This window comes from Microbacterium sp. TNHR37B, assembly GCF_001620065.1.
Lineage (GTDB): Bacteria > Actinomycetota > Actinomycetes > Actinomycetales > Microbacteriaceae > Microbacterium.
Map to the genome: position 1 here is coordinate 1,481,086 of NZ_LQGV01000001.1, position 22,762 is coordinate 1,503,847.

The window sequence follows — 22,762 nt, forward strand, 5'->3', positions numbered from 1 at the left end:
GGTCGCAGATCTCCGCCGTCGTGCACGGCCACCACTGTGCTCACTCGGGCGAGACCCAACCACACCCGGGCGATGCGCGTCAGCTCCGGTCGGAGAAGACGCGCGCGCGGTGTGCCCCCGGGGTCACGCCGTACTCGCGGCGGAATGCGGCGATGAACGCCCCCGCCCCGGCGTATCCGACAGCGCGAGCCACCGACTCGACGCTTCTCCCGTCCTCCAGCATCGTCCGCGCGGCGAGGAGGCGAGCGCGGAGCCGCCACCGCGGATAGGTCATCCCGGTCTCCTTGACGAAGGCTCGCTGGAGCGTCTTCGCGCTCGTGTGCACGACGCGCGCCCAGTCCTCCAGACGTAGTGCCGAGGCGGGATGCTCGACGATTCGCGCAGCCACACGACGAGCGCGGGCGTCCGTCGGCAAGACGAGCTCCGGTCGTCGCCGAACCGCCTCACCCACTCGCCGGATCACTTCCGACCGCGCCGCAGCCACGGCGCGCGGAGTGGCGATTCCCGATTGCAGGAGAACGCGGACGCACGAATCGAGCTCCGCTGTTCGGGGGATCACGTGAGCCTCGGCGGCGAGACCTTCGGGGAAGAACAGCGGGAAGACGAGGGAATCGGGGCGTGGCACGACGACGTGCTCCCTGTCTGCGGGAACGACGAGCGCTCGCGAGGTGTCGACGTTCCAGCGCCGCTCCCCGATGACGAGAGTGCAGCTGCCCGAGACGACCCAGGTGAGCTCGTCCTCGTCGTGTCGATGCGTCGCGCGATCGACGAGTCGGGCATCGGCGAAAGCAGTCCCGTTCGGGGGGCTGCTCACTCGTCCGGCACGGCGCATCGTGTGTCCAGTTCTCGTCATCAAACCAGGTAAGGCAAACCTAACCTGGAACCCCGACGAGAGGAAACCCGTGCCACAGCAGCGCCTGCCGATCGAGACCGTCCGACACGATCTCGGCGTCCGTCTGCTTCGCGTGATCCAGAGCGAACGTATCGGACCGCGAATGCAGCGCGTGATCCTGGACGGCGAAGACCTCGATGCGACGTTCCCGTTTCCCTCGCGCGCGGTCGCCGACCACGTCAAGATCGTCCTCCCCGACTCCGCGACCGGGACCGTCACCCTCCCCCGTCGTGAGCCCGACGGTTCGGGCCTGCGCCTGCGTGAGCTGCCGAACTCCGTGCGCGACTACACCGTGCGGCGCCTCGACGACCACGGGCTGACGATCGACTTCGTCCTGCATGCCCACGGACCGGCAGGACGATGGGCGCACTCGGCGCTCCCCGGGATGCCGTTGGGGGTGCTCGGCCCCCGTGGTTCGCACCTCTACCCCACCGGCTACGACCGGTTCGTCCTGATCGGCGACGAGACCGCACTCCCGGCCTTGGGCCGCTGGCTGGACGACCCGACCTGGACCGCGCCAATGGAGGTGCACGTCCTCGCGGCGAGCAAGGACGAGTACCCGCTCCCGGCCCGCTCCGGCACCGACGTGGTGTGGCATGTCTCTCCCGACCCGACCGCGCGGACCGAAGCGGTGACTGCACTCGCGGCGGACCTGTCGATCAGCGAGGGCACCTTCGTCTGGGCGGCGGGCGAAGCCGACAGCCTGGTTCCCCTCCGCCGCTCGCTCCGCCAGCGAGGCGTGGCGCGCACGCAGTACGACATCGACGGCTACTGGCGCACTGGCGTCGCGAACCTCGACCACCACGCGGTACCCGACGAGGACTGACACGACCGCTCTGCTCGCCCGCCGTCGAAACCCGTTCTCCGCTCCACCCACCCATCCAGTCACACATCCAGAGGGAAGACCCATGACGACTCTCCGCCTCCGCGCGTTCGGCACCGCCTCGCTCGCCCTCGCCGCCGCTCTCGCTCTTTCCGCGTGCACCGGCGCGCCCGCCCCGGCATCCTCCGACTCCCCGCCCTCCTCCGCGGACGAGGGCGCCGGATGGCCCCGCACGTTCGACAACGCCGACGGGAGCACGACGGAGATCCCCGCCGCACCCCAGCGCGTCCTGTCTACGGCGGTGTCGGTGACCGGCACGCTCCTCGCCCTCGACGCGCCCGTGATCGCGAGCGGCACCTCCACGGGCGGCGCGTGGTTCGACCAGTGGGCGGGCATCGCCGAGGAGCGCGACGTCGACCCGATCTGGGAGGTCGGGAGCTTCGACCTGGAGGCCGTCATCGCCGCCGACCCCGATCTCATCGTCGTGGCCACCTCGGGCCGTGACGCCCTGCTCGATCAGGTGGAGGCGTTGCGGGATGTCGCTCCCACGATCGTCGTCGACTATGGCGGACAGACCTGGCAGGACCTCGCAGACGAACTGGGCGAGGCCACCGGACGCGAGGCGGAGGCCGACGCCGTCGAAGAGAGCTTCGATGCGCTCGTCGACGACGTCGCTGAAGAGATCGCCGTGCCCGCGGGCACCGCCAACATCATCTCGTTCAACGGCGCAGGCCAGGACAACCCGATCGCGCGGAAGGGCGGTGCTCAGGCCAAGCTCCTCGCCGACCTCGGCTTCACGATCGAAGACCCCGACCCGGCATGGCACACGCAGGCGCAGCAACGCGAGGACTTCGTCTGGGCGCCCTATGAGAACCTCACCCGGCTGACGAGCGAGACCACCTTCATCCTCAGCGCCGACGACGCGACCGCGCAGCGCTTCGCCGAAGACCCGGTGATGGCGAACGTTCCCTCGGTGCGCGCCGGACAGGTCTACGGGCTGGGCGTGAACTCCTTCCGCATGGACCCCTACAGCGCCACCGAGATCGTCGAGGGCGTGCGGGCGGCCTTCGCCCCGTGAGTTCTGTCCCCCCGGACCTCGTGGAGGGGGCGGCGCCGTCGGAGGCTTCGCCCCTTCCCGCGGAGTCGGCACGTCGACCACTGAGCCGGGTGGCGTTCGTCACCGGAGCGACCCTCCTCGCATTCGTCGTGGTCACGGGAATGGCCCTGAGCACCCTCGTCGGCACACGGATGCTGGCACCGTCTGACCTGTGGGGGGTCGTCACGCGTTTCTCCGCGGAGGATGATGCGCACCTCATCCTGCTCCACACCCGCATCCCGCGGACGATCCTCGCCGTGCTCGCCGGAGCGGCACTGGGGGCGGCAGGAGTCGTCATGCAGTCACTCACCCGCAACCCGCTCGCCGAGCCCGGCATCCTCGGCGTCAACGCGGGCTCGGCCCTCGCCGTCGCCGTGGCGATCGCCGTCTTCGGCGTCATCCAGCCCGCCGGCTACTTCCTGTTCGCGTTGGGAGGTGCTGCTTCGGCAGGGGTCCTCGTGCTCCTCCTCGGCGGCGTACGCCGGGGCAGCGATCCGGTGCGGCTGGTGCTGGCGGGGGCGGCTCTGTCGGTGGTTCTGGGGGCGCTCGCCCAGATCGTCATCGTGAACGCCGACGATCTGCTCTTCGACCGGTACCGCAACTGGATCGTCGGCTCCCTGCAGGGGCGCGGGCTCGACGTGCTGATCCCCACCCTCGTCCTCATCGGAGTGGGCGTCATCCTGGCGCTCACCCTGGCGCGCTCCCTCGACGCCGTGTCGCTCGGCGACGATGCCTCCCGTGCTCTCGGGGTACGCCCCGCTCGGGTCTGGACCCTGGCCGGGACGGCCGTCGTGCTGCTGTCGGCGGGCGCGACAGCCGCCGCCGGTCCCGTCGCATTCATCGGCCTCACGGCACCGCACGTCGCCCGCCGCTGGGTGGGCTCCGACCATCGACGGATGCTTCCCGCCGCGATGCTCCTCGGCGCCGGTCTCGTGCTCGTCGCCGATGTGGCCGGCCGCGTCGTCGCCCTCCCGGGTGAGGTCGGCGTCGGGATCATGGCCGCCCTCATCGGCGGCCCCGTGTTCGTCGCGATCGCCCGCCACCGACGGATGGCCCTCCTGTGACCGCCGTCGATCTGACCCGCGCGCCCGGTGGCGCCCGCGTCCTGCGGCTCGCGGGGGTATCGATCGTCTACCGCCCGCGTACGCTCGCGGTGACCCTCGCCCTGGTCACCGCCGCACTGGCGGCCGGGGTCATCGCGATGGGCATCGGCAGCGTGCCGCTCACCGCGGCGGAGGTCGTGAGCGCCCTCGGCGGGACGGGGACGGACGCGTCGGTCCGTGTCGTGCACGGCATCCGTCTCCCCCGGGTCGTCACGGCGGTGGCCGCCGGCGCGGCGCTGGGGATCGCGGGCGCGGTGTTCCAGTCGATCTCCCGGAACGCACTGGGATCCCCGGACGTGATCGGGTTCACGACCGGCGCGGCGACCGGCGCGCTGACCTTCATCGTGGTGTTCGGCGCGAGCTCCGGGCAGATCGCGTTCGGAGCGCTGGTCGGCGGCATCGCGACAGCCGCCGTCGTCCTGGTCCTCGCTCGCCGCGGCGGATCGCTACGCGGTCGGCAGCTGATCCTCGTCGGCATCGGCGTGGGAGCCGTGCTGTCGGCGGTGAACGGTCTCCTCCTCGTCAAGGGCGACCTCGACAGCGCCGCCCAGGCGAACCTGTGGCTGGCCGGGTCCCTGGATGCGCGCGGATGGGAACACGCCGTGCCCGTGACGATCGGGGTCGTCATCGCGCTCCCGGTCGTCCTTTCCCTCACCCGCAGCGCCGACATCGTGGAGATGGGCGATGACCTGGCCGGACAGCTCGGTGTGCGCACCGAGCGTGTGCGGCTCACGCTCGTCGCCCTCGCGGTGACGCTCGCCTCTCTCGCGACGGCGGCGACGGGGCCCATCGCCTTCGTCGCCCTCGCCGCACCCCAGCTCGCCCGTCGCCTCACGCGGGACGACCATCTCCCCGCCGTCTCCGGCGCTGCCATGGGTGCCGCGCTTCTCGTCGTCGCCGACCTCGTGACGCGGGTGCTCCCGGTGTCGTTCAGCGTCCCGATCGGGCGGATGACGGGTGTGATCGGCGGCCTGTACCTACTCTGGCTGCTTGTTCCTTCGCGCCGCCGGGCCAGTCTGTGAAAGGAATCACCGTGACCTCAGCGCAGCTCCGGACGCTCGGCCTCCGGACCCACGGACTCACCACCTCGTACGACGGCCGTCAGGTGCTCCACGGCGTCGACATCGCTTTCCCGCCGAGCGCCGTCACCGTCGTGCTGGGGGCCAACGCCAGCGGCAAGTCGACCCTCTTGCGCACGCTCGCCCGGCTTCTGCCGCCGACGAGCGGCGCCGTCACCCTCGACGGCGACGACCTGCGGAACCTCCACGCCAAGGCTCTCGCGCGCAGGATCGGGCTCCTCCCCCAATCGTCGACGGCACCGCCCGGGATCACCGTGGGCGAACTCGTCGCGCGCGGACGATACCCGCATCAGCGCCTCCTGCAGCAATGGTCGGCCGACGACGCGGATGCGGTGACCGCCGCGGTGACCGCCACGGGGATGGAGGATCTGGTGAACCGCCCGCTGGACGAGCTATCGGGGGGTCAGCGCCAGCGCGCGTGGATCGCCCTGCTGCTGGCTCAGGAGACTCCCGTCCTGCTGCTCGACGAGCCGACGACCTACCTCGACATCGCCCATCAGCTCGACGTACTCGAGCTGATCCGCGACCTCAATCGCACACAGGGGCGCACCGTCGTCATGGTGCTCCACGATCTCGACCAGGCCTGCCGCTACGCCGACGAGCTCATCGTGCTGAAGGACGGGAGGATCGTCGCCACCGGTGCCCCCGCCGAGGTGATGACGGCAGAGCTCGTCGCCCACGCATTCGGGATCGAGGCGGAGGTTCAGCCGCATCCTCGCACCGGTCACCCCATGGTCCTCCCGATCGCCAGCTTGTCGGGGCGGGTGGGGTCATGAGCCGCACACTGCTCACCGGGTTCACCCTCGCCCCGACGTGGCTGCGCGGGTGGGGGTGGCGTCACCCCGGCAGCCGCGTGGAGGAGATGTTCACGGGCGGGCCGATCGTCGAGGCCGTCGCGCGGGCCGAGCGGGCCGGCTTCGACTTCGCCTTCCGGCCCGATGCCCAGGAGATCGATCCGGCGCGTATCCGCGACGACGCCGGCCAGCTGGGCCTCGATCCCCTCATTCAACTCGCGGCGGTGGCCGTCCATACACACCGGATCCAGCTGATCGCGACCCTCTCGGCGACCTTCGCCGACCCCTTCACGGTCGCGCGGCAGCTCGTCTCGCTGGAACATCTCGCCGGACCCCGCGTCGGCTGGAACCTCGTCACCTCCCTCGGGGGCGACCGCAACCACGCCACGCCGCGACCCGAGACCTCCGAGGGGCGGTGGCGACGCGCGGAGGAGTTCGTCGAGGTGGTGGAGGGCCTTCGCGCCGGGTTCCCCCCCGACGCCGTCATCCACGATCGCGCATCCGGTCGCTTCACCGACCCCGAGCGCGTCCGCCGACTGGATCACGAGGGCGAGAGCTTCCGCGTGGAGGGCCCCCTGACCACCCCGTCGGGATCCGCCGGTCGGCTGCCGATGCTGCAGGCCGGCGGGTCGGAGGCCGGAAGGGAGTTCGCGGCCCGTCATGCCGATGCCGTCTTCACCGCCGCGCCACAGGAGGAGACGGCGGCGGAGCTGCGCCGCGATCTCATCGTGCGAGCGCGGGGGCTCGGCCGAGCGCCGGCGGCCGTGGTCCCCGGGCTCAGCCTGTTCTTGGGCGCGACGAGCGCGGAGGGCTGGACCGCCTTCCGGGCCGCCCAGGCGCCCGCGACGCTGGCGCGACGTCGTGATGCGGTGGCGGCCGCGATCCACGCCGATCTGTCGGGCCTCTCCCTCGACGACTCGGTGCCACGAGCGCGGCTACGGACTCCCGACACTCCTCTCGACGCTCGCGCAGAGCGCCTGCGAGCCGCCGCAGCGGGGCACACGCTCGGCACGCTGCTGGAGTCCCCCGATGCCGTCGCGGATCTGCACTGGACGGTGATCGGCTCCGTCGACGACGCGGCGGATGCGATCTCGGCCCGCTTCGAGCGCGCATCGATCGACGGGTTCATCGCCTTCCCCGGCGGCAGCTGGACCAGCGTCGAGCTCGCGTGCGCTGCGCTCCTGCCGGAGTTGCGCCGGCGCGGTCACCTCGCCCCGGGAACGGGGCTGCGACGCGACCCGCCGTGACCGCTACAGGCGCAGGCCGAACGCTTGCGACCCCGGTGACGAGGGCAGCGGCGCGAAGCCGAGGCGCTCGTAGAAGGCGAGAGCGCCGGTGTTCTCCGCCGACGCCACGAGGTGGAGGGCGGGAACACCACGGTCGCGGAGCGAATCGACGACCGCGCCGATGAGGCGCCGCCCCCATCCCTGACCCTGGAGCTCGGGCAGGAGGTCGATGTGCAGGTGGGCGGGATACTCTGCGGCGTACCTTTCGTCCTGATGTCCGCGTCCGTACGCGTAGAGCAGAAGCCCGTCCTGGCGAGACTCCTCCTGTTCGGGTCGCGGCCACCGTACGCCACGACGAGGCCACCACTGATCACGGAACCACGCCTCGAAAGCGACCGTGTCGGGCGTCGCCACCGCGTATCCTCGCGCGCTGCCGGACTCGTCCTCGACGACGAAGGCATGCTCGGGGTGTCGAGCGACGTACGGCAACACGAACAGATCCGCCCAGATGTCGTCGTCGTCGAGGATGCCGGTGCCGTCGGTGCCCGCGTCGGCGGTCCGGAGGCAGATCTCGGCGAGCGCCGACTCGTCGCCGGCACGGGAGGGTCGAATACGGGCCATCGCCCGAGTCTATGTCCGGGTCCGGGCGCGACGCGGCGGCGCGGAGTCGGCAGGAGACGCGGCGAGCGCCTCGGCGGCCGCCGTGATCCGCACGGCCATGCCGCGGAAGATGAACCCGTGGAACGGCAGCACGGCCAGCCAGTACAACCGCCCCGAGAGGCCCCGCGGGAAGAACACGGCTCGCTGCCGGTAGACCGAGCCCTCGCCGTCAGGATCGCACCGCAGTTCCAGCCAGGCCAGCCCCGGCACCTTCATCTCCGCTCGCAACCGGAGGAGGTGCCCCGGCTCCACCGCCTCGACCCGCCAGAAGTCGATTGCGTCGCCGACCGATACCCGCGTGCGGCTCCTCCGCCCTCGCCGAAGGCCCACGCCGCCGACGAGGCGGTCCATCCAGCCGCGCAACGCCCACAACAGGGGCGACGAGTACCAGCCGTTCTCGCCGCCGACACCCGCGATGACCTCCCACAGGTGTGCGGGAGAGGCCGAGGTGCGCTCGGTCTGCTCGTCGGTGAAGACCGTCCGTCCCGCCCATTCCGGGTCGCTCGCCAGCGGATCGGACGGCACTCCCGACACCTCGGCGTCCTGCCAGCTGGTCTCCACCGAGTCGGCCTCGACGCGGCCGAGGGCGAGGGCCACCGCCCGGAGATAGGGAGTCAGTCCCGCCTCGGGCGGCGGGATGAGCGTGTCGATCTCGTGATCGTCCATCACGCATTCGTTGACGAGAGAGGCGATCAGCGGACGCGCGATCGACCTCGGCACGGGGGTGACGAGGTTCACCCAGTGCGACGCGAGCCCGGGCGTCAGGACCGGGAGAGGGGCGATCGGCCGCTGCGGGAGTCCCGCTTCGACGGCGTAGCCGTTCATCATCTGGCCGTAGCGGAGCACGTCCGGCCCGCCGATGTCGACCGCGCGATTGACGTGGGGATCCACCCGCGCGGCGCCCAGCAGATAGTGGAGCACGTCACGCACCGCGATGGGCTGGATGCGGTTGCGCACCCAGCGCGGGGCGGGCATGTAGGGCAGCACCTCGGTGAGGTGCCGGATCATCTCGAACGAGGCCGATCCCGAGCCGATGACCACTCCGGCTTGGAGGACGAGCGTGGGAACACCGCTGCGCAGGAACTCCTCCCCCACGGCGACGCGCGAGCGGAGATGCGGGCTCAACTCGACGCCCGTGGGATGCAAGCCGCCGAGGTACACGATCCGACCGACCGACGCCGACGCCGCCGCCTGCGCGACCGTCCGCGCCGCCGACAGGTCGGTCTCCTCGAATCCCTTCCCCTGGCCCATGGAGTGGATGAGGTAGTAGAGCACGTCGACGTCCTCGACGGCCTCGGCCACGGCCGCCTGATCGGTCGCCGAGCCGGCGACGGCTTCCACGCGGTCACCCCACTCGAACGCGGCGAGGCGTCCGAGGTCGCGCGCCATGACGCGCACCCGATACCCGGCGGCGAGCAGGCGCGGAACGAGGCGCCCGCCCAGGTAGCCGGTGGCGCCGAGGACGAGAGCGCGGGGAGCGGTGCCGTCCGGACGAGGAGTCGCGCGCAGCGCCTGCTCGCGACCGCTCGGAGCGAACGGCAACGGCGCACCGTTCCTCTCCGCGTCGTTCGATGACTCTTCTGCGCCGCGTGCGGGTTCCTCGGACATGCCCCGAGCGTAGGCTCCGCGACCGACCGGGTAAACGCCTTGCCCCACGTCCCCCGACCGGCTAAGCCCCCCCCCCGATCGCTCAGGTGTCACATATCGTCGCCACAGCACCCCTCAAGCAACCAAGTGCGCCACCTGAGCGACGGGAAGACCACCACGCGCGCCACCCGAGCGATGCGGAGACCCCCACGTGGGCCGGGTGAGCCACGCGCGAGGCACGTGAGCCACTCGCGAGGGGCGAGAGCACGCGCGAGAGTGGACGGGTCAGCGTCGGCGGCCGGTGCCGAAGACCCCGCGGATCACCGAGGTGAGGATCGTCTGCGTCGCCTTCGACCCGAGCACCTGCTCCAGAGGCGACTTCGGCGCCGTCGCACGAGAACGGGACGATCCGCCCGTCGCTTTCATGAGGCGGTCGTACTCCTTCTGCCGCTCCTTCTCGGCCGCAGCACGTTCCTTCTCCGCGGCCGCCTGCGCCTTGGCGACGGCCGCCTGCTGCCGGGCGTACTCGGCATCGGTCTTGGCCTTGTCCTTGGCCGCCTGCTCGGCCGCCTCCTTCTCCGCCGCCGCGTTCATCTTGGCCGTGAGGATCTCCCGCGCCGATTCGCGGTCGATCGCTGTGCCGTACCTCGCCAGCAACGGCGAGGCCTTCACCGCACGCTCGATGTCGGGATCGGGAGTGGGAGACATGAGCCCCTGCGGAGCGCGCAGTCGCGTCCACGCGACGGGCGTCGGCGCGCCTTTCTCGCTCATGACGGTGACGATCGCCTCACCCGTGCCGAGCTCCTGCAACACCCGCTCCAGGTCGTACCCGCTCTTCGGATACGTGCCGACCGTCGCACGGAGCGCCTTCGCGTCGTCCGGAGTGAAGGCGCGCAAGGCGTGCTGCACGCGAGATCCCAGCTGCGCCAGCACGTCGCCGGGCACGTCTTTCGGGGTCTGCGTCACGAAGAACACTCCGACGCCTTTGGAGCGGATGAGCCGGACGGTCTGCGTGATGGCGGCGAGGAAGTCCTTCGAGGCTCCCGAGAAGAGCAGATGGGCTTCATCGAAGAAGAACACGAGCTTGGGCTTGTCGAGGTCACCCACCTCGGGCAGGATCTCGAACAGCTCCGCCAGCAGGTACATGAGGAACGTCGAGAAGAGCGCGGGCTTGTCGGCGACGCCGGGAACCTCGAGCAGGGAGATGATGCCGCGCCCGTCCGGCGCTGTACGGAGGAACTCGCGCACGTCGAACTCCGGCTCGCCGAAGAAGACGTCGGCGCCGTCATCCCCGAAGGTGATGAGCTCACGCAGGATCACGCCGGCCGTGGCGGCCGACAGCCCGCCGAGGGTCTTCAGCTCTGCCTTCCCCTCATCGCCCGTGAGGTAGGTGAGGACCGCGCGGAGATCGGACAGATCCACGAGAGCGAGGCCGTTCTCGTCCGCATAGTGGAAGACCAGGCCGAGGCTCGACTCCTGTGTCGCGTTGAGACCCAGGACCTTGCTCAGCAGCAGGGGGCCGAACCCCGACACGGTGGCCCGGATCGGCACGCCCTTGCCGACGCCTCCCAACGCGTAGTACTCGGTGGCCGAGGCCGTCGGCTGCCAGTCCTGACCGATCGCCCTCGTGCGGGCGAGGAGCTTGTCGCTCGGCTGCCCGGGCGTGGCCACGCCCGACAGGTCGCCCTTGATGTCGGCGGCGAAAACCGGAACTCCGCGGGCCGCGAGCTGTTCGGCAAGCCCCTGCAGAGTCCGCGTCTTTCCCGTGCCCGTCGCGCCGGCGACGAGGCCATGGCGATTCATCATCGCGAGGGGGATACGCACTTGCGCCTCGGGCACGGGGTCGCCGTTCACGAGCGCTCCGAGGTCGAGGGTCTCGGCCTCGAACGTGTAGCCGGCGACGATCGCGGCGACCGCATCGGCGTCGAGCGGACTCTCGGCTGCCGGCACCGCAGCAGGCACGGCACCGGGAGCGGCTGCGGGCGCGGCAGAGGTCGCACTCGCCGCATCCGCATCCGCATCCGCAGGGGACTCCCCCTCGGCGGACGGGGCGAGCGCCGGATCGACCGCCGTCACCTCCTCCCCGCGCGGAGCATCGGCTTCCGACCGTGCGCTCGCCTCCGAGGCGTCCCCCTCCGTCGCGGGGGCAGTCCCCGCCGCCTGCGCTCGCGCCGCGGCGAGGGCGGCCTTGGCTCGGGCCAGCGCGAGCGCGGCCTCTGCGGCTTCGGCCTCCGCCTCCAGGCGGGCCAGTTCAGCGGCTGCGGCGTCGTCGGGCGCGGTCATGCGCTCAGCCTAGCGAGCGCTCCCGCATCAGCGGCAGGGTGAAGACCGCGGCCACGACGAGCGCCATTCCGGCCCCGACGAGCACGCCGCCGATAGTGTCGCTGAACCAGTGCGCGTGCACCTGCGTGCGGCTGAAAGCCATCAGGAGCGTCCATGCCGCTGCGACGACGCCGACCCACACGCGGGGAAGCAGGATGAGCGCGACGACGGCGATCGTGGCGGCGTTGGCGGTGTGTCCGGAGGGGAAGGAGCCGTGGTCGGAGATCACGAGCATGTCCTCCGGACGCACCCGACCGAAGACGTTCTTGAGCACCTGGACCATGCCGGCGCTCAGGCCCGAGGCGACGAGAAAGAAGAGGCCCGCGCGCCAGCGCCGGACGGCGACGAGGGCGAGGCAGCCGCCGATCGGCACGAGGTAGGTCGCGAACCACCCGCCGCCGAGGAAGTTGAGGGCGTAGGAGAGGCCCGTCAGCGACGGGGAGAGCGCCCCGACGGCGCCGTTCCACCAGGTGTCGATGTCGAAAGGGTCGACCTCGACGGCGATCATGATCCCCAGGACGACGGCCAGCAGCACGAGCACGACTCCGACGACGGCCCTGCGCAGCGCCACGGTGACATCGACGTCTGCGGCGGGAGGGGTCATCGCCTCAGCCTAGACGGCTGAGCTCTCCTCGCGACGGAACGCCAGAGCGTGGCCCCGCCGAGCCGCCTCAGGGTGTCAGACGCTCGACGGTGCGAGGGCGCACGATGATCCACAGCGAGAGGATCCCGACGACGGCGCATCCCACCATCACCGATGCCATCGTGGTCGCCGTGATCCCCGCACCGCGCGAGAGCCAGCCGACGAGCGGGGAGATGATGCCTGCGACGCCGAAATTGGTGGCACCGATGATCGACTGCGCGGTCCCGGCCGCGTTCCCATGACGGTCCAGGGCCAACACCTGGACACAGGGGAACGTGAACCCACAGGCCGTCATGAAGAAGAAGAGCGGAACGACCGTTCCCCACAGGCCGAGCCCGAGCTGATCGGTGACGACGATCGCCGTCCCGGCGGTGACGAGCACTCCCGTCGACCACGCCAGCACCCACTGCGGACCGAACCGCGCTGCCAGCCGCGACGCGACCTGGACGCCCAGGACGACGCCCAGGGAGTTGACCGCGAACAGGATGCCGTACTGCTGTGCATCGAAACCGTAGGTCTTCTGGAAGAGGAAGGACGACGCGGAGAGGTAGCTGAACAGGCCCGAGAACGTCATCCCTCCGATGATGAGCACGCCGACGAACACCCGGTCGCCGAAGACGCTCCGGTAGCGCTGCCAGACCGTGGTCGACCCTCGTTCCTGACGGCGGGCGGGAGGGAGGGTCTCGGGGATGAAGGCGATCGCCGAGACGAGCATCACGGCGCCGTACAGGGCCAGGACCACGAACACCCCGCGCCAGGGCACGATCAGCAGCAGCGCCGACCCGACGAGAGGCGCGAGCACCGGCGCGACGCCCGAGACGAGAGCGAGGCGGGAGAGCATGACCACCAGGCGCCGACCACCGAAGAGGTCCCGCACGATGGCGGCGGCGACCACGCCTCCCGCGGCGGCACCGGCCCCCATGAGCACGCGAGCCACCGACAGCAGTTCCAACGTCGGAGCAAAGGCCGCACCGGTGCTGGCGATGACGTGCAGCGCCGTCACGAGGAGGAGCGGCAGCCTGCGGCCCACCTTGTCGCTCAGGGGCCCGACGATCAGCTGGCCGAGCGCGAACCCGATCATCGTGCCGGTGAGGGTGAGCTGGATCGCCGCAGCCGAGGTGCGGAAGTCCTCTTCCAGCACCGGGAACGCGGGCAGGTAGAGGTCGATCGTGAACGGGCCGAGCGCGGTCAGGGCACCGAGGAGGATCACGTAGAGCACGCGGCGGCGCGTCGAGATGCGGTCGCCGGGGTGGAGCACGATCGGCGCCGTGGCGGGGTTCGTACCGAGGGTACGAATGGCTCCGGTCGACGCGCCGGGAGCGGGTCGACCGGAAGGGGGCAGCGGGATGGAAGCGGTGTCGCGCACGGGGTCCTGACGGGGCGATGACGGAGAGGGAGAAGATCGAGAGGGCGTCGAATCGATTCGGAGCGCCGTCACGATCATAACGCTTTCCCAGCCTCCGGTCCCATTCCCCCGCATAGGATTGAAGCCCCGCTCTGCGGTCGTCCCCACGGAACGATCCCGCGGCCCCGCGTCTCCGACGCGTCCCCGTCCCCGAGCCGAGATCACCTCACATGACCCCGACTTCCTCTTCCGGCAAGCGCGCAAGCGGCAATCCTGCACAGCAGGCGCAGCTCAACCTGACCGCCAAGCAGCAGCGCGAGGCGCAGAAGCAGCAGAAGCTGGCCGAGTATCAGCGGCAGCTCGAGAAGCGCCGACGCAGCAAGATCCTCTGGTGGGTCGTCGGCAGCACCGCAGGCCTGGCTGTCGTGGCGCTCGTGGTGGCCTCGATCATCTTCACGCCGCGTCCGGTGAGCATCCCTCGCGGCGACGGCGACGGCTCCGGCGTGCAGGGCGTCCAGACCTACACGAACACCGCCACGCATGTCGACGGGGACGTGACCTACCCGCAGACTCCGCCGACCGGCGGCGACCACAACGCGATGTGGCTCAACTGCGGCGTCTACTCGGAGCCGGTTCCCAACGTGAACGCGGTCCACTCGCTCGAGCACGGTGCCGTGTGGGTCACCTACGACCCGGCGGTCGTGGATCAGTCGCAGGTCGATGCGCTGCGTGCCCAGCTGCCCTCCACGTACACGATCCTCTCGCCCTACCCGGGCATCCCCTCCCCCATCGTCGTGAGCGCATGGAACGCACAACTCACCGTCGACAAGGCCGACGACCCGCGGATCGGCGAGTTCCTCCGGGCCTTCTGGCGCAGCACCGCAGCGCCTGAGCCGAACGCAGCGTGCACCGGCGCGCTGGACGCGCCCGGAAAGCAGTCGTGACGCCGAGCGACGACGCACCGGTACGTACCCTGCCGCCCTGGTGGGCGGTGCTGCTCGTCGTGATCGCGATCGCCGCGAGCGCCTTCGCGATCGGCCGGTTCTCCACCTTCGGCATCGCCCCGACGACCCCTGCCGACACGTCCCCCGAGGCCGGGTTCGCGCGTGACATGCAGGTTCACCATGCACAGGCGATCGACATGGCCATGACGATCTACCGCAAGACGGACGATGCCGACCTTCGCGCCCTGGCGTACGACATCGCCACCGGTCAGGCGGAGCAGAAGGGCGTCATGTACGGCTGGCTCACCCAGTGGGGCTTGTCACAGGCCGGTGGTCCGCTCATGGCCTGGATGGCCGAGGCGCCGGGAGGCCATGCTCACGGCGTCGCGACGGCGGCACCGTCGAGCCCCGAGGAGGCCCAGGAAGCGATGGGGATGGCCAGCGCCGCCGAGCTCGGTGAGTTGTCGCAGGCGACCGGTCGCGCCGCCGACTGCCAGTTCCTCACGCTAATGATCCGCCATCACGAGGGAGCGATCCCCATGGCCTCTGCGGTGATCGATCTCGGGTCGGAACCCGGCGTGCTCGCGGTCGCGGAACGGATGCGCACCGCTCAGCAGTTCGAGATCGATGCGATGACCTCGATGCAGCAGCGACTCGGCTGCTCGAACTGAGCGCCCTCCGCGCCTGACACTCGCCGTCGCGGGCGGCGATGTCCCCCTAGGGCCGGCCCGCAACCACCCCTTCCGACGAACGGAGACGGGGCCGCTCCCTCCCGAGCGACCCCGTCTCCGTGGTCGAGCTGACGTTGTTGTGCTCGCCCTTCTTCTCTCAGCCCTTCGTCGACCCGGCCAGCAGACCCCGGACGAAGAAGCGCTGCAGCGAGAGGAACACGATCAACGGCACGATCAGGGCGATGAAGGCACCGGCGGTCAGCAGGTACCAGTCCTGACCGCGGCTTCCCGTCATCTCCGCCAGCAGCTTGGTGATCGGAGCGACGTTGCCGTCGGCGAAGATCAACGCCACGAGCAGGTCGTTCCACACCCAGAGGAACTGGAAGATGGCGACCGAGGCGATCGCGGGAGCCGTCAGCGGCAGGATGATCCGGAAGAAGATCTGCCCGTGACCGGCGCCGTCCACGCGGGCCGCCTCGATGACCTCGCCCGGAATCTCCGACACGAAGTTGTGGAGCAGGTAGATCACCAGCGGCAGACCGAAGATCGTGTGCGCGATCCACACCTGCGCGTAGCCGGCCGACCCGAAGGCCTCCACGACGGGGATACCGAAGATCGTCCCCTGCGCGAAGAACTGCAGGAGCGGGATCAGCGCCATCTGCAACGGCACGATCTGCAGCGCGAAGATCCCGATGAACAGGATGTTGCGCCCGCGGAAGTTCATCCATGCGAAGGCGTAGGCCGCGAGCATCGCCACCGAGATGGGGAGGATCGTCGCCGGGACCGAGATCACGATCGAGTTGACGAACGCGCCCGCCATGTTCAGCTGGCTGTTACCGGTCTGGAGCGCCGTCGCATAGTTGTCGAGCGTGAATCCCCAGTTCTGGAAGATCGTCCACCAGCCGCTGGTGTTGATCAGTTCCGGTGGCCGGAACGAGGTGAGGAAGAGCCCGAACGTGGGCACTGTCCACACAGCGGCGATGATGAGCGCGGCCGCGGTCGCCCACGGCGAGCTGAGGCGCTTCTTGGTGCCCGAGAGCATCTTCTTCTCGCCGCGCTTGATCCGGCGAGCAGCTTGGTCGTCGACGACGACGGCAGCGGATGTCGTGGTCATCAGCGGATCTCCCTCTGCTTCTTCAGTTGCACGGCGTTGTAGATCACGATCGGCAGCACCAGCACGAACAGGATGAGCGCGAAGGCGGCCGAGCGCCCCGCCTCAAAGCTGCGGAACTGCGTGTACATCTCGTTCGCGAGGACGGAGGTGTTGTTCGCGCCCGCGGTCATCGTGCGGACGATGTCGAACACCTTCAGCGAGGCGATCGAGATGGTGGTGAGCACGACGATGAGTGCCGGACGGATGCCGGGCACCACGACGTTGCGGAACTTCTGCCATGCGTTCGTGCCGTCGAGCTCTGCCGCCTCCAACTGCTCGGTCGGAACGCCCTTGATCGCGGCCGAGAGGATCACCATCGCGAAACCGGTCTGGATCCAGATGAAGACGAGGATCAGCCAGAACGTGTTCCACGGGTCATCGGCGAGGAAGTTGTACGGCTGGCCGCCGAACCACACCACGATCTGGTTCAGGAAGCCGATCTGCTCCTGACCCGACGGGCGCTGCGTGTACATGAAGCGCCAGATGATCGAGGCCCCGACGAACGAGATCGCCATCGGCATGAACACGAAGATCTTGTAGTACTTCTCTCCGCGGATCTTGTCGATGAAGTACGCGTAGGCGAGCCCCGCGATCGTCGAGAACACGGGCGCGATGAGCACCCAGAGGATCGTGTTGACGATGACCCTGACGTTCTGGGGCTGGGTGAAGATCCACGCGAAGTTGTCGAGACCGACGAACTCCGTGCCGCGCGAGTTCATGAACGCCTGAACGGTGGTCTGGATGGTCGGGACCACGAGCCCCACGGCAAGCAGACCCAGGGCGGGGGTGAGGAACCCCACGAGCTGGAACATCGACCCCGCACCGTCTTTGGCGCGTTTGTCGAGGAAGAAGAACAGAAGACCGAGGACGGCGGCAACGGCGGCTGCCTCGTACCACGAGCCCAGGAAGATCAGGACGAGCGCCGGTCCCACGACGCACGCCACGAGGCGGATCACCGTGTAGAGCGTGCCCTTCCGTGGCGCGATCTCCACGAAGAACAGGATCAGACCGACCACGCCGACGAACAGACCGACGATGACGACGATCTCGAGCCAAGGATTGAGCGTGGACAGCCACTGGAAGAAGTGCTGGATGTTCATGGATGCCTTTCGAGTGCGACATCGGACTCAGAGTCGGCCGCGCGCTGGAGGCACGGCCGCAGGGAGGGAGTGGGGCCGCCCCTTCGGGACGGCCCCACTCCTCGGTGTCAGATCACTGCGAAGGCCAGCCGGCCTCGATCTGCTGGAGAACGGTGTCGGTTCCGGTGCCATTCACCCAGTCGATCATTCCCTTCCAGAACGTGCCCGCACCCACGGCCGACGGCATCAGGTCGGAGGCGTCGAAGCGGAACGTGGTGGTGTCGTCCTGAAGGATGCCGATGGCCTCCTTCAGGATGTTGCTCGAGGCGTTGGCCGGGTCGAGACCCTTGTTGGCGCTGATCACGCCGCCGAGCTTGACGCGGGAGTTCGCCCACTCCGGGCTGGAGAGGTACTCCTGCACCTTCTGGGTCGACTCGGAGTCGTCGAACGCGGCGACGATCTCGCCACCGCCGGTGACGACAGCACCACTGCTGGAGCTGCCGGCCTCGAACGGAGGCATCAGGAACGCCCAGATGTCCCCGTCGGCCGCGACCGTGCCACCGGCATCGGTGATGAAGCCGTCGTAGAACGAGGCCTGGTGGTGCAGGGCGCACTCCCCCTTGACCAGCGCGGTCGCCGGGTCGCCGAAGGGCGTCGTGACGATCGACTTGACGTCGCCGAAACCGGCGTTGACGTAGTCGGGGTTCAGCGCGATCTTGCCGAACTCATCGAACGCCGACTTGATCGCCGGATCGGTGAAGGGCACCTCGTTGGCGACCCACTTGTCGTAGACGTCCGTGCCCGACTGGCGCAGCACGAGGTCTTCGACCCAGTCGGTGCCCGGCCACCCGGTCGCCGCGTCAGAGCCGAAGCCGATGCACCAGGGAGCCTTGTCGGTGTCCTTCTGGATCTGCGCCGTCAGGTCGAGCAGTCCCTGCCAGTCCGTGGGCACCTCGTACCCGTTGTCCTTGAAGAAGGACGGCGAGTACCAGATCCAGCCCTTGACCGAGGCCATGAGCGGAGCGCCGTAGAGCTTGCCGTCGACCGTCGCGTAGTTCGCCCAGTCCTCGGTCCACCCGCTCTTGACGTTCTCGGCGACAGCGGCCGGAGCCTCCTTGAGGAACCCACGGGTGGCCATGTCGGCCATCAGGCCCGGCTGCGGGAAGATCGCGATGTCGGGGGCGTTGCCACCCTGCGCGCGCACCGCGATCTGAGCCTCGAACTCCTTCGAGGACTCGTACTTGATGTCGATGCCGTTTTCCTTCTCCCAGTCGGCCCACGACTCTTCGAGCAGCTTCGCCTCGGTGTCGGCGATCGTGCCGTAGACGGTCACGACCTTGTCATCGGCCCCGCCCGAGTTGTTGTTGTTGTTCCCCGTGGACCCGGGGCCCCCACTGCACCCTGCCAACGCGATGCCCGCGACGCCGAGTACGGCGAGAGGGGCGAGTAGACGACGCTGTGCCATCCCCATGTGTTTTCCTCCTCGTTGAGCGCCCGGAACCGCCCCGGGCGACACGTCGGAACCCCGATAGGGAACCGATTCCAGGTAACGCTAATGGAATGCGCGGCACACCCACAACGTCGCTCACATCACAACCCGGTAACGGCCGTGATTCCCGCGGAAACCCGGGGCGCCATGAGATCACAACCGGTTCCATAACAAGGCCCTATCGGCTAGAGTTCCATCGGTTCGACTCGAAGGAGAGAGCATGGCGGGGATCGCGGACGTGGCGGCGCGCGCAGGCGTGTCGAAGGCCACCGCGAGCCGCGCCCTCACCGGTAGCGGATACGTCTCGGAAGCCACACGGGCGCGCGTCCGTGCCGCGGCAGACGAGCTGGGCTATGTGCCGTCGACGAGCGCCGTGAGCCTCGCGACCGGAAGGACGCAGAACATCGGCGTCGTGATGCCCTACGTCAACCGATGGTTCTTCGCGGAGGTGCTCGAGGGGATCCAGCAGACGCTGCTGGACTGCGGGATGGACCTCACCCTCTACGACGCGAAGCCGGGAACGGCCGGGCGCCGACGGATCTTCGATGATTTCCTCGCCCGCAAACGCTTCGACGGGCTCATCGCGGTCGGGCTGGAGCCTCAGGACCACGAGATCGAACGGCTGGTGCAGATCGATCGGCCCGTGGTCAGCGTGGTGGGAAGCGGCGACGAGACAAGTCTGATCACGATCGACGACGATTACGCCGCCCGTCGCGCCACCGAACACCTCCTAGGTCTCGGTCACACCGCGATCGCCTTCCTCGGCGGCGGCATCGGCGCGCACTGGGCCCATGTCGACAAGCAGCGTCTGGATGGGTATCGCGCCGCGATGACCGAGGCGGGGTTGAGCGACCGGATCGACCACGTCCGTTCCGGCGTCTCGCTCTCGGGAGGTTACGACGCGGCAGTCGATCTGCTCGGCGACGCGCGCCGCCGCCCCACGGCGCTCGTCGCGACGTGCGATGAGGTGGCCGTCGGGGCGATCATCGCCGCGCGCCGGCTCGGGATCCACGTGCCGGGCGCCCTCAGCGTCGTCGGGATCGATGACCACGAGTTCGCCGAGATGTTCTCGTTGACGACCTTGCAGCAGGTGCCGCGCGAGCAGGGGCGCGCCGCCGTCGAGATGCTGCTGGCCCAGATCGCCGACCCCGACCGTCCGGTCCAGATCGTCCGGATGCACGCTCGCCTCATCGTCCGCAGTTCGACCTCCGCGGCCAACGCGCAGAGCTCAGCGATGCTCGACACGGATCTCATCCGCGGCGCTTCGCACGGCTGATCGCCGGCCACTGGAGCACGCAGACCGGAGACGACGAAGGCCCCCGGGACGGATCCCAGGGGCCTTCTGATCTCGCGAGAGAGATTACTTCAGGGTCACCGAAGCGCCGGCCTCTTCCAGAGCGGCCTTGGCCTTCTCGGCGGTCTCCTTGTTGGCGCCCTCGAGGACAGCCTTGGGAGCACCGTCGACGACGGCCTTCGCCTCGCCGAGGCCGAGCGAGGTGAGCTCGCGGACGACCTTGATGACCTGGATCTTCTTGTCGCCGGCGGCCTCGAGGACGACGTCGAACGAGTCCTTCTCCTCCTCGGCGGCGGCGTCACCGGCACCACCGGCGGGAGCGCCGGCAGCGGCGACCGCGACGGGGGCGGCAGCGGTGACGTCGAAGGTCTCCTCGAACGCCTTGACGAACTCGGAGAGCTCGATGAGCGTGAGCTCCTTGAACGCGTCGAGCAGCTCCTCAGTGCTGAGCTTTGCCATGATGTTTCTCCTTGATTGGGGTTGTGCTATGCCGAAGCCCGGATTCAGGCCGCGGACTCCTGCTTCTCGCGCAGCGCGTCGACCGTGCGAACGGCCTTCGACGGGAGCGCATTGAAGACGTAGGCCGCCTTGGTCAGCGAGGCCTTCATCGCGCCGGCGAGCTTCGCCAGCAGGACTTCACGGCTCTCGAGATCGGCGAGCTTGTTCACCTCAGCGGGGGTCAGAGCGGCACCGTCGAAGTACCCGCCCTTGATCACCAGCAGAGGGTGTGCCTTGGCGAAGGCACGCAGACCCTTGGCGACGGCGACCGGGTCACCGTGCACGAAGGCGATGGCAGACGGGCCCTTGAGCTCGTCGTCCAGGCCCTCGACCCCGGCCCGCTGGGCCGCGATCTTGGTCAGCGTGTTCTTCACCACGGCGTACTCCGCGTCCTGACGGATGCTGTTGCGCAGCTCCTTGAGCTGGGCAACCGTCAGACCGCGGTACTCGGTCAGCAGAACGGCGGTCGAGTCCTCGAAGTTCTTCGTGAGCTCGGCGACCGATGCTTCCTTCTGCGCCATGGCCACTCCTTGTGTGTACGAGACGTCCCGCGATGACGGGGCGTCAGCCGCGGGCGTCGGTCCGGTCTTTCCACCCCGAACACGAAAAAGCTCCGGCGCAAGCGCACGGAGCTCTGGATCCGGTTTCCCGGGAGGTTCTGTGTACCTGCGTGGGCCCCTGCGTGCAGAGCTTCGTCGACGTCCGCTTGCGCGCACGCCGAGACCGACGGTCTTTGGCTTGCTCCCACTCTACCTCGCGCGCATCCATCCCCCAAATCCCCGCCCCTTCCCCCGCATCGTGGCCCCCGCCCCTCTCGTCGAGAGCACATGCTCCCATCGAGGGCATACGTCATGGACGAACAAGACATGTGCCTTCGACGAGAGCATGTGCTCTCGACAATGGCGGACGGGCGGAGCGAGTCATCGGATGCCGAAGCGAGCGAGGTAGGCGGCGAAGGACGAGGACGAAGCGATGTCCTCGTCGACGGCGCGCAGCACCCTCCACCCCGTGACGGCTCGGATCTCATCCTCCCTGAGCTTCTCCTCGATGACCACATGCTCCACCGGACGACCGTTGCGCATATCGGCGTCGACGTACTTGACGCGCCCGTCAAACTCGAAGAACGACCGAATGTCGCCGATCGCGAGATCACAGCGGCGCCGCCGTCCTCGCGAGAGGAGGACGTCGGGCTGCACCTCGATCCCACGGAAGCCCGCCTCGTGCCATCGCAATCGCGAGACACTCTCTCCGGGCGACTCCGCCCGGCCGTCGGCGAGCTCGAGTACCTTGATCGCCCGGCGAACTCCGCGGCCGCCGCCGTTCTGCGCGCACCTCGACAGCATGTCCTCCCGCCACCTGTCGGCGACACCGTTCTCGTACCTCACCGTCGCACCTGCTGCGACTCGCCCCAGCACGACATCGGCCGCAGAGAGCGCCGCCTCGGCCCCGACAGTGCGGGCCAGGTCATAGACCGTGCGGTCCAGCGACGTGCATCGAAGGCCGTCGACCACCACGACATCCTCAGGAGGAAGCTCGTCCCGGTGCCGGAACAGGCCCGCGCGGCTCGGCATTCTGCCGTCGCGCCTCACGGTGACGTGAAGAGACCGGAAGGTGTGCCGGTACAGCGGAAGTCCGTGGATGACGGCGGCGGACTCATGAGAGAACACAGACGTGCCGGTCGTCATCTCGCCGTGCGCGGCGACGATTGCCGTGAGATGTCGAGCCTCGGGCCAGAGGTCGCGCCAGGCCTCGCCGTGGACGTATCGGTTGCGCTGGAGCCGGATCCACTCGCCTGACTCGACAGCGGCGCGGAGCGCCCGCGCGGTCCATCCCGCCAACGCGAGCTGCCGAGAGGTCACGACGAGTTCACGACACTTCTGGATATCGAGCCCCAGCCTCATTCGATCAGCCTTGCGCGGTGTGGAGGGCTCGGCCCATCACCGGCTCGTGTCGGTCCTCACCCCTCGCCCCTCGGGCGCCTGGGGAGGAGCCGCCGACCCCCCGACGCCGCGTGCGCGCCTCCCCGCGAACTCGTCGAGAGCACATGCTGCGGGCGAGCGCACA

21 protein-coding genes are annotated in these 22,762 nt (G+C 69.3%); 9 read left to right on the forward strand and 12 right to left on the reverse strand.

All coding sequences use genetic code 11. From position 1 onward, the window contains the following. Positions 1 to 79: 79 nt before the first annotated feature. On the reverse strand, positions 80 to 853 hold the full coding sequence (locus AVP41_RS07075; protein ID WP_082829107.1) for a helix-turn-helix domain-containing protein: 774 nt from the start codon (positions 851 to 853) through the stop codon (positions 80 to 82). Between the two features lie 49 nt (positions 854 to 902). On the opposite strand from AVP41_RS07075, the gene AVP41_RS07080 reads away from it, so the two are divergent. The 6 genes from AVP41_RS07080 to AVP41_RS07105 all read left to right on the forward strand — a co-directional run bounded on the left by AVP41_RS07080 (position 903) and on the right by AVP41_RS07105 (position 7,034). Next, positions 903 to 1,718, forward strand: coding sequence for a siderophore-interacting protein (locus tag AVP41_RS07080; protein ID WP_067162462.1), 816 nt, complete (start codon positions 903 to 905; stop codon positions 1,716 to 1,718). Positions 1,719 to 1,800: 82 nt separating this feature from the next. After that, the gene (gene fepB, locus AVP41_RS07085) at positions 1,801 to 2,793 is read left to right on the forward strand and encodes a Fe2+-enterobactin ABC transporter substrate-binding protein (RefSeq protein ID WP_067162464.1); all 993 of its coding nucleotides are present in this window, start codon (positions 1,801 to 1,803) and stop codon (positions 2,791 to 2,793) included. Beyond that, a complete protein-coding gene (locus tag AVP41_RS07090) occupies positions 2,790 to 3,875 on the forward strand; it encodes a FecCD family ABC transporter permease (RefSeq protein WP_231902685.1) in 1,086 nt (361 codons plus the stop codon). Before fepB ends, AVP41_RS07090 begins: the two co-directional genes overlap by 4 nt. After that, positions 3,872 to 4,936, forward strand: a complete 1,065-nt coding sequence (locus AVP41_RS07095; RefSeq protein WP_231902686.1) for a FecCD family ABC transporter permease — start codon at positions 3,872 to 3,874, stop codon at positions 4,934 to 4,936. Before AVP41_RS07090 ends, AVP41_RS07095 begins: the two co-directional genes overlap by 4 nt. An 11-nt stretch (positions 4,937 to 4,947) precedes the next feature. Further along, positions 4,948 to 5,769 carry an ABC transporter ATP-binding protein gene (locus AVP41_RS07100; RefSeq protein ID WP_067162466.1) on the forward strand — a complete coding sequence of 274 codons (822 nt, stop codon included), beginning with the start codon at positions 4,948 to 4,950 and terminating at the stop codon, positions 5,767 to 5,769. Beyond that, positions 5,766 to 7,034: an NtaA/DmoA family FMN-dependent monooxygenase gene (locus tag AVP41_RS07105; RefSeq protein ID WP_067162467.1), complete on the forward strand. Its 1,269-nt coding sequence runs from the start codon at positions 5,766 to 5,768 to the stop codon at positions 7,032 to 7,034. Before AVP41_RS07100 ends, AVP41_RS07105 begins: the two co-directional genes overlap by 4 nt. 3 nt (positions 7,035 to 7,037) lie before the next feature. Here AVP41_RS07105 and AVP41_RS07110 read toward each other — a convergent pair whose 3' ends face one another. From AVP41_RS07110 to AVP41_RS07130, 5 genes are all read right to left on the reverse strand, one after another. After that, positions 7,038 to 7,634, reverse strand: coding sequence for a GNAT family N-acetyltransferase (locus AVP41_RS07110; RefSeq protein ID WP_067162469.1), 597 nt, complete (start codon positions 7,632 to 7,634; stop codon positions 7,038 to 7,040). Between the two features lie 9 nt (positions 7,635 to 7,643). After that, on the reverse strand, positions 7,644 to 9,281 hold the full coding sequence (locus AVP41_RS07115) for an SDR family oxidoreductase (protein ID WP_082829058.1): 1,638 nt from the start codon (positions 9,279 to 9,281) through the stop codon (positions 7,644 to 7,646). 264 nt (positions 9,282 to 9,545) lie between these two features. Further along, on the reverse strand, positions 9,546 to 11,543 hold the full coding sequence (locus AVP41_RS07120) for a helicase HerA-like domain-containing protein (RefSeq protein WP_067162471.1): 1,998 nt from the start codon (positions 11,541 to 11,543) through the stop codon (positions 9,546 to 9,548). A gap of 4 nt (positions 11,544 to 11,547) precedes the next feature. Continuing rightward, positions 11,548 to 12,186, reverse strand: coding sequence for a phosphatase PAP2 family protein (locus AVP41_RS07125; protein WP_067162473.1), 639 nt, complete (start codon positions 12,184 to 12,186; stop codon positions 11,548 to 11,550). Between the two features lie 67 nt (positions 12,187 to 12,253). After that, entirely contained in the window at positions 12,254 to 13,591 is a 1,338-nt protein-coding gene (locus tag AVP41_RS07130; protein ID WP_231902687.1) for a multidrug effflux MFS transporter, read from the reverse strand. 209 nt (positions 13,592 to 13,800) lie between these two features. Here AVP41_RS07130 and AVP41_RS07135 point away from each other — a divergent pair, with 209 nt between their 5' ends. After that, positions 13,801 to 14,514 carry a DUF3105 domain-containing protein gene (locus tag AVP41_RS07135; RefSeq protein WP_067162475.1) on the forward strand — a complete coding sequence of 238 codons (714 nt, stop codon included), beginning with the start codon at positions 13,801 to 13,803 and terminating at the stop codon, positions 14,512 to 14,514. Beyond that, complete coding sequence (locus AVP41_RS07140) at positions 14,511 to 15,185, forward strand: DUF305 domain-containing protein (protein ID WP_067162477.1); 675 nt, start codon at positions 14,511 to 14,513, stop codon at positions 15,183 to 15,185. Before AVP41_RS07135 ends, AVP41_RS07140 begins: the two co-directional genes overlap by 4 nt. A 157-nt stretch (positions 15,186 to 15,342) precedes the next feature. Here AVP41_RS07140 and AVP41_RS07145 read toward each other — a convergent pair whose 3' ends face one another. The 3 genes from AVP41_RS07145 to AVP41_RS07155 form a co-directional block, all read right to left on the reverse strand. Next, positions 15,343 to 16,299, reverse strand: coding sequence for a carbohydrate ABC transporter permease (locus AVP41_RS07145; RefSeq protein WP_067162478.1), 957 nt, complete (start codon positions 16,297 to 16,299; stop codon positions 15,343 to 15,345). Then, on the reverse strand, positions 16,299 to 17,438 hold the full coding sequence (locus AVP41_RS07150; RefSeq protein ID WP_067162480.1) for a carbohydrate ABC transporter permease: 1,140 nt from the start codon (positions 17,436 to 17,438) through the stop codon (positions 16,299 to 16,301). The genes AVP41_RS07145 and AVP41_RS07150 overlap by 1 nt, the downstream gene beginning before the upstream one ends. Positions 17,439 to 17,550: 112 nt before the next feature. Next, positions 17,551 to 18,888 carry an ABC transporter substrate-binding protein gene (locus AVP41_RS07155; protein WP_067162482.1) on the reverse strand — a complete coding sequence of 446 codons (1,338 nt, stop codon included), beginning with the start codon at positions 18,886 to 18,888 and terminating at the stop codon, positions 17,551 to 17,553. A gap of 238 nt (positions 18,889 to 19,126) precedes the next feature. Between AVP41_RS07155 and AVP41_RS07160 the strand changes: the two genes are divergently transcribed. Further along, positions 19,127 to 20,182, forward strand: a complete 1,056-nt coding sequence (locus AVP41_RS07160) for a LacI family DNA-binding transcriptional regulator (protein WP_067162483.1) — start codon at positions 19,127 to 19,129, stop codon at positions 20,180 to 20,182. Positions 20,183 to 20,266: 84 nt separating this feature from the next. On the opposite strand, the gene rplL is transcribed toward AVP41_RS07160, so the two are convergent. The 3 genes from rplL to AVP41_RS07175 form a co-directional block, all read right to left on the reverse strand. Beyond that, complete coding sequence (rplL, locus tag AVP41_RS07165; RefSeq protein ID WP_067162486.1) at positions 20,267 to 20,659, reverse strand: 50S ribosomal protein L7/L12; 393 nt, start codon at positions 20,657 to 20,659, stop codon at positions 20,267 to 20,269. Between the two features lie 44 nt (positions 20,660 to 20,703). Then, positions 20,704 to 21,219 carry a 50S ribosomal protein L10 gene (gene rplJ / locus AVP41_RS07170; RefSeq protein WP_067162488.1) on the reverse strand — a complete coding sequence of 172 codons (516 nt, stop codon included), beginning with the start codon at positions 21,217 to 21,219 and terminating at the stop codon, positions 20,704 to 20,706. A 399-nt stretch (positions 21,220 to 21,618) separates the two neighbouring features. Continuing rightward, positions 21,619 to 22,599, reverse strand: coding sequence for a type IV toxin-antitoxin system AbiEi family antitoxin domain-containing protein (locus tag AVP41_RS07175; RefSeq protein WP_067162490.1), 981 nt, complete (start codon positions 22,597 to 22,599; stop codon positions 21,619 to 21,621). Between the last annotated feature and the right edge of the window lie 163 nt (positions 22,600 to 22,762).